Annotated in this window: 10 protein-coding genes, 12 tRNA genes and 1 pseudogene; 1 reads left to right on the forward strand and 22 read right to left on the reverse strand. The window is 57.7% G+C overall.

What is annotated here, in order from left to right; genetic code table 11:
* Positions 1–338: 338 nt before the first annotated feature.
* The 22 genes from tsaD to BLP91_RS15385 all read right to left on the reverse strand — a co-directional run bounded on the left by tsaD (position 339) and on the right by BLP91_RS15385 (position 9562).
* Positions 339–1355, reverse strand: a complete 1017-nt coding sequence (gene tsaD / locus BLP91_RS15285; protein ID WP_091572987.1) for a tRNA (adenosine(37)-N6)-threonylcarbamoyltransferase complex transferase subunit TsaD — start codon at positions 1353–1355, stop codon at positions 339–341.
* Positions 1318–1818: a ribosomal protein S18-alanine N-acetyltransferase gene (rimI, locus tag BLP91_RS15290; RefSeq protein WP_138978081.1), complete on the reverse strand. Its 501-nt coding sequence runs from the start codon at positions 1816–1818 to the stop codon at positions 1318–1320. The genes tsaD and rimI overlap by 38 nt, the downstream gene beginning before the upstream one ends.
* On the reverse strand, positions 1815–2522 hold the full coding sequence (tsaB, locus tag BLP91_RS15295) for a tRNA (adenosine(37)-N6)-threonylcarbamoyltransferase complex dimerization subunit type 1 TsaB (protein WP_091572989.1): 708 nt from the start codon (positions 2520–2522) through the stop codon (positions 1815–1817). Before tsaB ends, rimI begins: the two co-directional genes overlap by 4 nt.
* Positions 2503–2931 (reverse strand): tRNA (adenosine(37)-N6)-threonylcarbamoyltransferase complex ATPase subunit type 1 TsaE, encoded by a 429-nt coding sequence (gene tsaE, locus BLP91_RS15300; RefSeq protein ID WP_425412239.1) that lies wholly within the window; start codon positions 2929–2931, stop codon positions 2503–2505. The genes tsaB and tsaE overlap by 20 nt, the downstream gene beginning before the upstream one ends.
* A gap of 58 nt (positions 2932–2989) precedes the next feature.
* Entirely contained in the window at positions 2990–3985 is a 996-nt protein-coding gene (gene thiL, locus BLP91_RS15305) for a thiamine-phosphate kinase (RefSeq protein WP_091572993.1), read from the reverse strand.
* Positions 3986–4050: 65 nt separating this feature from the next.
* Positions 4051–4124 (reverse strand) — tRNA-Gly (locus BLP91_RS15310).
* A gap of 18 nt (positions 4125–4142) precedes the next feature.
* Positions 4143–4219 (reverse strand) — tRNA-Pro (locus tag BLP91_RS15315).
* A gap of 40 nt (positions 4220–4259) precedes the next feature.
* Positions 4260–4346, reverse strand: a tRNA-Leu gene (locus tag BLP91_RS15320).
* A gap of 18 nt (positions 4347–4364) precedes the next feature.
* Positions 4365–4448, reverse strand: a tRNA-Leu gene (locus BLP91_RS15325).
* A gap of 171 nt (positions 4449–4619) precedes the next feature.
* Positions 4620–4695, reverse strand: a tRNA-Lys gene (locus BLP91_RS15330).
* Positions 4696–4703: 8 nt separating this feature from the next.
* Positions 4704–4778 (reverse strand) — tRNA-Gln (locus BLP91_RS15335).
* Positions 4779–4796: 18 nt separating this feature from the next.
* Positions 4797–4872: transfer RNA gene (locus BLP91_RS15340), tRNA-His, on the reverse strand.
* 8 nt (positions 4873–4880) lie between these two features.
* Positions 4881–4957: transfer RNA gene (locus BLP91_RS15345), tRNA-Asp, on the reverse strand.
* A 30-nt stretch (positions 4958–4987) separates the two neighbouring features.
* Positions 4988–5062: transfer RNA gene (locus BLP91_RS15350), tRNA-Val, on the reverse strand.
* Between the two features lie 6 nt (positions 5063–5068).
* Positions 5069–5144: transfer RNA gene (locus BLP91_RS15355), tRNA-Glu, on the reverse strand.
* Positions 5145–5156: 12 nt separating this feature from the next.
* A tRNA-Ser gene (locus BLP91_RS15360) sits at positions 5157–5249 on the reverse strand.
* A gap of 7 nt (positions 5250–5256) precedes the next feature.
* Positions 5257–5331, reverse strand: a tRNA-Asn gene (locus BLP91_RS15365).
* A gap of 166 nt (positions 5332–5497) precedes the next feature.
* The gene (locus BLP91_RS16860) at positions 5498–5650 is read right to left on the reverse strand and encodes a hypothetical protein (protein WP_176758034.1); all 153 of its coding nucleotides are present in this window, start codon (positions 5648–5650) and stop codon (positions 5498–5500) included.
* A gap of 28 nt (positions 5651–5678) precedes the next feature.
* Positions 5679–6170: a MogA/MoaB family molybdenum cofactor biosynthesis protein gene (locus BLP91_RS15370; protein WP_091572995.1), complete on the reverse strand. Its 492-nt coding sequence runs from the start codon at positions 6168–6170 to the stop codon at positions 5679–5681.
* Positions 6149–6610, reverse strand: coding sequence for a cyclic pyranopterin monophosphate synthase MoaC (moaC, locus tag BLP91_RS15375; protein ID WP_281220708.1), 462 nt, complete (start codon positions 6608–6610; stop codon positions 6149–6151). Before moaC ends, BLP91_RS15370 begins: the two co-directional genes overlap by 22 nt.
* A gap of 58 nt (positions 6611–6668) precedes the next feature.
* Entirely contained in the window at positions 6669–7694 is a 1026-nt protein-coding gene (gene moaA, locus BLP91_RS15380) for a GTP 3',8-cyclase MoaA (RefSeq protein WP_091572998.1), read from the reverse strand.
* A 5-nt stretch (positions 7695–7699) separates the two neighbouring features.
* Positions 7700–9562 carry a molybdopterin biosynthesis protein gene (locus BLP91_RS15385; RefSeq protein WP_176758035.1) on the reverse strand — a complete coding sequence of 621 codons (1863 nt, stop codon included), beginning with the start codon at positions 9560–9562 and terminating at the stop codon, positions 7700–7702.
* Between the two features lie 218 nt (positions 9563–9780).
* Here BLP91_RS15385 and BLP91_RS16965 point away from each other — a divergent pair.
* Positions 9781–10007: pseudogene (locus tag BLP91_RS16965) on the forward strand (transposase); the annotation flags it as partial.

The following is a 10007-nucleotide window of genomic DNA, read 5'->3' on the forward strand; positions in this document are numbered from 1 at the left end:
CTCTTCTTTGGTATCTTACCCGGGGGATTCGGAAGTATGCCGGAAGGGCTATCCACAGAGTTATCCACAGGATTCTCCCTCTCTCCTCACATATCCACATAGCTTATCCACATTATCCACAGGTCCATGGGCCTATTCATCCACAACCCATCATCAAAAAACCGACCCTTTGGGGGTCGGTGATGTTGTCGTCATGTACCGATGGCCTGCCCACCATCCAGCTGCTCGGGATCCTTAAGCTGTGAGTGACTCTGATCCGCCAAGGGACGGCTTCCTCACCCACCACTTCTCCTAGGTGCCACTCGCTCGTTTGGGTAAACCTTTTGTAGCAAATGGCTCTACGTCAGTTTTAAGTTGGGCTCCGCGTTAAGATCCATACCGGCCAGCTGTCCGTCCAGGTATTGAAAAGTGCCTGCGGTGGCAATCATACCCGCATTATCGGTACACAATTCCAGCGGAGGCACGGACAGGTGGATCCCCTCCTCCATACAGCGGGCCTTTAGCTGTTTTCTCAAGGCGGAGTTGGCGGAAACCCCGCCCGCCAGCACCAGGCGATCCACCTCTTTCCCTTGGACGGCACGAATGGCTTTTTCCGTCAGCACTTCGACCACCGATTCCTGAAAACTAGCAGCCAGGTCTGCCGCAGGGATCTCCTCCCCCCTCTGCTTGGCATTGTGCAACCGGTTGATCACCGCGGACTTGAGGCCACTAAAGCTGAAGTCGAGGGAATCCGGTTCCAGCCAGGCTCGGGGCAAATCGATAGCGGGAGTACCTGTTCGGGCCAGTCGATCGATCTCGGGACCGCCAGGATAAGGAAGGCCGAGGACCCGGGCCACCTTGTCAAATGCTTCTCCTGCGGCATCGTCCCGAGTTCGTCCCAAGCGTTCAAACCGGTTGTGCTCCGACATGTAGATCAGTTCTGTATGTCCCCCGGAAACCACCAAGGCCACCAGGGGAAACTGTAAGGGCTCCACCAGATGGCTGGCATAAATATGACCAGCGATATGATGGACACCGACCAGCGGCAACCCTGTCGAAAAAGAAAGCGCTTTGGCGGCGGACACACCGATCAACAATGCGCCCACCAAACCAGGACCTTGGGTGACAGCGACAGCCGATAGGTCGGCCAGCGTCACCTTCGCTTCATCTAAGGCTTGCTGGATAATATCGGTAATTCGCTCCACATGGCGACGGGAGGCCACTTCCGGCACGACCCCGCCGAATCGACGGTGGACCTTCATCTGGGAGGAGATGACATTGGATAGGAGCCGCTCCCCCTTTTCCACCACCGCTGCCGACGTTTCATCACAACTGGTTTCAATTCCGAGAACTAATGGATTCTGGTTTGGTTTCATCGGATCCTCCACCTAACTTTACCCACATGATCACGGCATCTTCCTGGTTGTCGCTGTAATAGCGGGGACGGATGCCCGTCGGTTCAAAGCCTTTCTTCCGGTAGAGGCGTTGGGCGGTTGCGTTGGATACCCGCACCTCCAGGGTCATGTGAAGGGCTTTGGATCGGCGGGCGGACTCCATCAGATAATTTAAGGTCTTCTCCCCAACCCCCTGACCACGGTAATCAGGATGGATGGCGATATTGGTGATGTGGGCTTCTTCCAGGATCAACCACATCCCACCATACCCAATCACCCGTCCGTCCAAGATCACCACCGTGTAGTAGGCAAACTGATTATATGCCAACTCATTATAAAAGGCTTGCCGAGACCAGGGCGTCCGAAAGGACGCCCGCTCCACCTGCAGCACATCCGGGATATCTCCGAGTGTCATCGGCCGAAACTCCAGCCCGGAGCCTTTCATCCCTGCCCCCTCCGTTGTTGCGACACCCACTTGGCCTCTGCCTCTGTCATCTGCAGGTATTCGGGGGTGGCTTCCGGTCCTTCCACATGTCCTGCTTCCAGACGGGTAACAGCCAGCTGCCCCAGGTGGGCGGCACTGACCAGATTCTCCCTTCCGGTTCCAAACTGAGCCTCATCGCCTAACACCTGCTGGATCTGCTCCTGGAAACGGAAGGCGTCTTCCCCTAAAAAGAGCAGCGGCCCCTGATCCTCCAACTGTTCCAGCCATTGATCGATATCGATCACCTGTTCTTCGACGGCGCAGGTGACCTCATCCCCAATTCTCCGATACAGACCGGTATAGACCCGATTCCGCCTGGCGTCAAAAAGGGGAACGATTCCCCCGGGAAAGCGAAGCCCATTCATCGCCAGAGCTGCCAAACTGGAGACAGTGACGAGGGGAATCGACCGGCTCCAGGCGATGGTTTTTGCAGTGGTAAAACCGATGCGGATCCCGGTATAAGATCCTGGCCCTGAGGCCACCGCCACCCCGTCCAGCTCCTGCGCATCCAGGCCCAGATTCTCCATCAGCTGAACGATAGCTGGCATCAAACGTACGGAGTGATTTTTATGTAAGTTAGTCGTCACTTCCCCCAGCACACGCCGGCCATCCAGCAGACCGACGCCCAATACCAGCGTAGAAGTGTCAATCGTGAGCAGTTTCACGGTCCTTTACCCCCCCGCAAATCCGGTCCGTCTCCCCCTCCGGCGGCTGGATCTCGATCCGACGCCGGCTGTCGGTTTCCAGTTGAATCTCGATTTGAATCCGGTCTCTCGGAAGCATGGGTTGAATCCGACTGGGCCATTCGACGAGGGTGATCCCCTCCCCGTAAAAGTACTCGTCCCAGCCCAGTTCTTCCGCCGGAAAATCAAGCCGATAAGCATCCATATGGTAGAGAGGGAGTGCTCCCTGTGGGTATTCCTTGATCAGGGTAAAAGTGGGACTGTCGACGGGTTCCTCAATCCCCAGACCCGCAGCTAAACCCTGAGCAAAGGTGGTTTTACCCGCTCCAAGATCCCCCTCCAGGGTGATCACATCTCCCGGATGCAGGCACCGGGCCAGCTTCTGCGCCAACTTTTGTGTCTCCTCCGGATCGCGGGTTTGAAAAATGCAAGCCTTCTCTTTCATGCCATCACCTGTTTGAAAAATGATTATAACCCTTTTGGACCCTTTCTCTGCGGTGCCCGTCCACTATACAGTCTACCCCGGGAACCCCTTCCTCGACCCGCCCGACGGCAAAAAGGCGAATACCGACGCGGCCCGCCTCTCGATGAAGGCGAGGCCAATCAGCTTGGGGCAACGTTCCGACCAAGTGAAAATCCTCACCGCCGGACAAGGCCCATTCCAGCGGATCCTGTCCGATTTCCCGGGCATAGGAGCGCACCTCCTCCGCCAGAGGGAGACGTGCCCCATCCAAAACCAACCGCACCCCACTGGCCTCGGCAATTTCCCACGCCTCATGAGCCAGCCCGTCACTCACATCATCACAGCTTACGGTGCATCCGGTTTGCAGGAGCCAGCGTCCGGCTTTCACATCAGGAAGGGGCCGGCGATGGGCCTTTACCAAGCCTGGATAACGTTCCATCCAAAGATGCCGATCTTCCCGCAGCATGAGATGAAGGCCAGCGGCCGATCCCCCCAGTTCTCCGGTCACGAAAAGCACATCCCCCGGGCGGGCGGTGGAGCGTAGGAGAGAGCGACCTGATTCCACGCTTCCCATCAGGGAAATCGTCACGACCAGATGCTGTGGGGAACGAACGGTGTCACCACCGACCACCCGGGTCCCAAATCGCCGGCAAATCTCATGCATGCCCGTGTACAGTTGCTTGAGCGCTTCCGGCTTCCACGTCTCGGGAACCGCAAGGGAGACGAGGGCATAGTTCGGCTTCCCTCCCATCGCGGCAACGTCGCTGATATTGGCCGCCATACACTTCCAGCCAATATCCTCCGGCTGCATCGTCTCTGGAAGGAAATGAACCGTCTCCACCATCGTATCACAGGCAAATATCGTGGACATGCCTGCCTCCGATTTCATCACCGCCGCATCGTCCCCTGCATCCACCTCCACTTCGGCAGGAGCCGGCCCTCGTTTGTTTAATAGAAAACGGATCAGCGCAAACTCATCCATCCCTGTCACTCCCTAAGCCGTCACTACGCAAAAACCGTAGCCTCACAAGGGCTACGGTCGTCATGTGGAGCGGGTGAAGGGAATCGAACCCTCGCATTCGGCTTGGAAGGCCGATGTTCTACCACTGAACTACACCCGCATATCCATATTTGATGAGTGGTCGGGGTGACAGGATTTGAACCTGCGGCCTCCTCGTCCCGAACGAGGCGCTCTACCAAGCTGAGCCACACCCCGGTACCAAACAGGGTTGGAATACCCTTTTCAATCATATAAATGGTGCGGTCGGCGAGACTCGAACTCGCACGGCCTTGCGGCCACTACCCCCTCAAGATAGCGTGTCTGCCGATTCCACCACGACCGCACGTTTTCAATTCGGTATTGGTGCGGGTGGAGGGACTCGAACCCCCACGCCAGAGGCGCTAGATCCTAAATCTAGTGCGTCTGCCAATTCCGCCACACCCGCGAGTTGCGTCATGTTTTTTAATAGGGTTGCAATCGACAAGAAATATAATATCACAGCAACTTTTATGCGTCAAGGGCATCGCGGAGATTTTCTTCGATCGGCTCCTATATCCCCGGGAAAAGTTGACGCGGGCACGGCCTTCCGTACCCGCGCAACCGGGACAGATCCTAGTGGTGACCCATCCAGGATTCGAACCTGGGACACCCTGATTAAAAGTCAGGTGCTCTGCCGACTGAGCTAATGGGTCGTAGTAAATGGCTGGGGCGGTAGGGATCGAACCTACGCATCACGGAGTCAAAGTCCGTTGCCTTACCACTTGGCTACGCCCCAGCGGTAAGGAAAATAAAATGGGGCGACCAGTGGGAGTCGAACCCACGAATGCCGGAGCCACAATCCGGTGCGTTAACCACTTCGCCATGGCCGCCATAATAATGGCGGAGCTGACGGGACTCGAACCCGCGACCTCCGGCGTGACAGGCCGGCGTGAACTCCAACTTCACCACAGCTCCGCATTGAACCCCGGAACAGATCCGGGTATGTGGTGGACGGTGCAGGGTTCGAACCTGCGACCCCCTGCGCGTGAAGCAGGTGCTCTCCCGCTGAGCTAACCGTCCAAAAGTTGGTGACCCGTAGGGGATTCGAACCCCTGCATGCCAGCGTGAAAGGCTGGTGTGTTAACCGCTTCACCAACGGGCCACATGATTCAAATGGCGGAGAGAGCGGGATTCGAACCCGCGCGGGGCCGTATGACCCCCTAACGGTTTAGCAAACCGTCCTCTTCGGCCACTTGAGTATCTCTCCGCATAACTGGCTCCTCCGGCAGGACTCGAACCTGCAACCTACCGGTTAACAGCCGGGCGCTCTACCATTGAGCTACGGAGGAACACTTTTTGAAGCGACATGAATCATTATAACCGACTGCTAGGTAAATTGCAAGGGTTTTTTCTTTTTTCGTCCTGCTTGAGGGGGCTGTCCCTCAAGGCGCTTTAATAAATTAGCATATCCCCTGAGGGTTCGTCAACCGTTATTCGGGATTTTTTCTGCAGGACTCACCCCAAGAGCGCCACCGCCTCCCCATCCGATCCCGGAACGCCTTCCGAAACGGTCACGCTGCCGTCATTCAGACGGCGCAGCTCTTCAGAATCGAGTCGCACCCGTTTTTCCACTTCGCCGTCCACTGTAAGCGTCCATCTGCACTCCATCGAAGTTGCTCCTCCGCGTCCCTGATTCTTATCCCTGACCATGCTCTCCTACATGCCCCTGCAACGTCTCTAAGCCGTGGGGAAGAATATCTAACACAGCTTCCAGACACTCCTGTACCGCCTTGGGACTGCCCGGCAGATTGATCATCCAAGTCTTGCCCCGGATGCCTGACACCTGCCGGGACAAAAGGGCAAAGCGGGTCTTTTCCAGGGATGCACGTCGCATCGCCTCGGCCACTCCCGGCACTTCCCGTTCCATCACCGCCTGCGTCGCCTCCGGTGTCACATCCCGGGGGCCTAGCCCTGTTCCGCCGGTGGTGAGCACCAGGTCCAGGGCTTGTTGGTCCGCCATTCGGATCAAGCAAGCGACGATCGTCTCCCGCTCATCGGGGACGATCTCGTAAGCCGCTACATGACCATTGATCCGGGGAAGCAGTTTTCGGATCGCTTCGCCGCTCCGATCCTCCCGCTCGCCCCGCCATCCTTTATCGCTGACCGTCAGAATTCCGACCCGCCACATGAGCTTCCCTCCTCCCGGTGGAAGGAGCCGCTTTTGCCGCCGGTCTTGGACCAGAGGCAGGTTTCCTCCACAACGATCTCTTTATCCAAGGACTTCACCATATCGTATACAGTGAGGGCGGCAATGTTGGCAGCTGTCAAAGCCTCCATCTCCACTCCGGTCACATGATCAGTTTTCGCTTCCGCCTCCACTACCAGAATGTCTTCCCCCTCCTCCCAAAAACGAATATCGGCCCCTTTCAAAGGAACCGGATGGCACATAGGGATCAGTTCCGCGGTTTTTTTGGCCGCCATAATCCCTGCCACTTGGGCCACGGACAACACATCGCCTTTGTCGATATCGCTCTGTCGAATTCTCTTTAAAGTGTCAGGCTTCATTCGGATTCGCGCCCGAGCAACGGCGTTGCGCCGGGTGACTTCCTTTTCGGATACGTCCACCATTCGGGCCCGGCCCTGTTCGTTGAGATGCGTCCATCCTTCCACGAGTGTTCCTCCTTTATTAACCGCCGATAAAAGACATCTCCACTTTCTTCCTTCGAGAGAGGGAGGTAGCGGATAAACGTTCCTCGGAGTAGCGATCCCGCCGACTTCCCCAGACCGACCGGATCCGATCCCGCAAACCTTGATCATCGGTCCCGTCCCGGAGTGGCTCCCTCAAATCTTGCCCCTCGGATGCAAACAGGCAGGTATACAGGCGACCGTCGGCAGACAGACGAGCCCGAGTACAGGTGGAACAGAAGGCGTCAGTGACAGAGGCGATCACCCCGATCTCCCGGTCGCTTCCCCGGTACCGGTAGCGGTTGGCCACTTCGCCGTAGTAACCCGGTTCCACCGGCTCCAGGGGCATCTCCTCATCGATTCGCCTCAGGATCTCTCCCTTAGACACCACCTGGCTCAAATCCCATCCGTTGCTGTTGCCCACGTCCATAAACTCGATGAAGCGCAGGATATGTCCTTCTCTGCGAAAATAACGGGCCATGGGCAGGATTTCTCCATCGTTGACCCCTTTTTGCACCACCATATTCACCTTGACCGATAACCCGGCCTTCGCCGCCGCGTCGATCCCTTTCAGGACCCGGCGGACGTCGGAAAACCCTCCGTTCATCCGCGTGAAAATTTCGTCATCCAAGGCATCCAGACTGATATTGACCCGATCCAGCCCCGCCTCGCGCAAGGAGCGGGCCATTCCGGCCAAGAGAGAGGCATTGGTGGTTAGAGCCACGTCTTGGATTCCAGAAACGCCTTTCACCATCTGCACCAGCCGGGGAAGATCCTTACGCAACAGCGGCTCGCCCCCGGTGATGCGGACTTTTTTCACCCCTTCGGCGGCAAAGAGCTTCACCAGTCGGGTGATCTCCTCAAAGGTGAGTAACTCCTGTCGCGGCAAAAATGCGTACTCCGGCCCAAACACCTCCGCCGGCATACAGTAGCGACAACGAAAATTACAACGGTCCGTCACCGAGATGCGCAGATCCCGCAGAGGCCGGCCCAAGGCATCCCGCAGTTCGCCATTTGAATCTGCCATCCCACTCACCTGCCTTTCTGTCGGATCACTTTCCAGGATACCGAACCGCTTCCGCCCAGAGCTGCCACCCGATGGGTGAAGGCCTCAGAGCGAAGGATCTTCAACAAGGCCTGCCCCGCCGGTGATTTAAACACTTCCTCCGGCAAGATCAGGCTGAATGGCTCCCTCCACAAGGGCATCCAATCCAGGCCCAGCTCTTGAGCAACTGAGCGGGGGCCGATCGTGACGTCGGCGGTTCTCTCCCCGACCGCAGCCGCCGCTTTCCATAAAGAGGGTATCGATCGCTCCCAATCGGAGGGGTAGCTCCCCGCCAATGCTCGTTCCAACCGTCGCCTCGTCTCCGTACCGGCGGGCCGGTTGATAAAGGTGAGGCCCGGTTGAAGCAGGTCATCCGCCTGCCGCACCTGGATTCCCGGTGCGGTGATCCAACCGATTTCCCTCTCTGCCAGGTGAATCTGGATCAGGGATGGGGAATCGGAAGGAACCACCTCGCTCCAGCCTTCCCCATCGACAGCAACCCCGTGGCACTCCCGCTGTTGAAGCATGTTGAGGCCATCCCTTTCACCGGTCACCATCTGAGCAAGCGACCAGCCCTTAGGCTGGCGGGCCATCAACGCCCCTAACTCTTCCAGCAGGGGGTCATCAGTACCTGTCAAAAACAACGTCTTCTCCACTTCCTGCGGCGAGCGGGCCAGTTCCAGCTCCACCCTCTCCCCCGCGGGATAACCGGTGGAGGAAGGCGGGACGCGCAACCAGCCGTCCGCCCGCACCATCGACAGCGTAACCCCCGCCCCCCGAGGGAGAGGGGCCGCAACATACTGGCCATCGACACAGGCGACCTGCATGCGAACAAAATCCTCTGCCCCCGTTTTGGTCCGAACCTCCCGGATCAGCCGGGCGGACAAGGTGGGAGACACCTCCGATTCCTGGCCGTACCACTGATCGATCAAGGGGCGGACAAACCAGTCCAGGGAGAGATACGCCGACACCGGATATCCGGGGATCCCCACCACAGGCGTTCCCCGAACAACGGCCAACACCACCGGCCGTCCCGGTCGAGCCGCTACCCCATGGAGCAGCACCTCCCCCATTTCCCGCAACACCTGGGGGGTGTAATCTTGGCTTCCCGCCGAAGAGCCCGCATTGACTACGACGATATCACAGCTGTTCACCGCCTCGCTGATGGCATGGCGAATCGCTTTCCTCCGGTCGGGGACGATTCCCCGGTAAACCGGCTCCGCCCCCCATTCTTCCAGATAACCGGCAAACGCGGTTCCGTTAAACTCCCGCAGCTGCCCCCGCTGCATAGGTGTGCCCGGGGGCACCATCTCTGAACCCGTTGGCAAGATCGCCACCCGAGGACGACGCAGAACCGCTACCCGCTCCACGCCGGCAGCCAAAAGCGCCCCCATATCCACCGGCCGAACCCGGTGGCCATCCGGGAGTACCAGCTCTCCTTGCGCCACGTCTTCACCTGGTTGCCGCACATGTTTCCAAGGTGGTGAGGGTTCCGTCACTTCCACCCAACCCTCGGCGATCTCCGTCACTTTTTCAATCATGATCACCGTGTCCCATGGTCGGGGAAGGGGATCGCCTGTGTTGATATAGGTGAAGTCCCGTCCTTCTCTGAGTTGTACCGGGGAGGAGGGAGAAGCATCGCTCACCGCTTCAGCCCGCAGAGCGATTCCGTCCATCGCCGCCGCCGGGTAGGGTGGGGTGGATGCCTGAGCCCGCACGGGCTCCGCCGTCATCCTTCCCCTAGCCTGGGCGATGGGGAGCGTCTCCGTCTCTCTCCGAAAAGTGAAAGATTGACTCCATTGATCCAAAGCTTCTTGTATCGGCACATCATCTAAGCGGGTGTTTCGCATCCTGCCCCCCCTTATACCTGACCGGATCCGTCTCTCATCTATCTCAAGGATACCAACCGGCCTGGAAACTGTCGAGGCGACTCCTTTTTTACATGAGCCTTTTGCAGATTTCAAACCCCTTGAGCAGCAAGGCTCCTCAGGCATAGAAAAAGGACTTCACCCCATCATGGAGAAGTTTTCAAGTGACCAAACCGAAAACCCATGAGGAGGGAAGTCACTTGTATCTTCTCCAAGGAACGCTATTTTCCTTTGAAGAATGGCTAAAAATTGAGTCCAAAGATCGGTTGCCCTTGTTTTTTGAAACGCTCGATCTTCGACCCTATGTGAAGGAAATGAAAAAATCTTCCCCCCAAGGAGCTCGCGGATATTCCCGGGAGGCGATTCTCCGTGCTTTTTTAGCCGCTCCTATGGAAGAAATTTCGACTTTGACCCGCCTTCATCAACG

Source organism: Melghirimyces thermohalophilus, assembly GCF_900102685.1.
GTDB classification, from domain to species: domain Bacteria; phylum Bacillota; class Bacilli; order Thermoactinomycetales; family DSM-45169; genus Melghirimyces; species Melghirimyces thermohalophilus.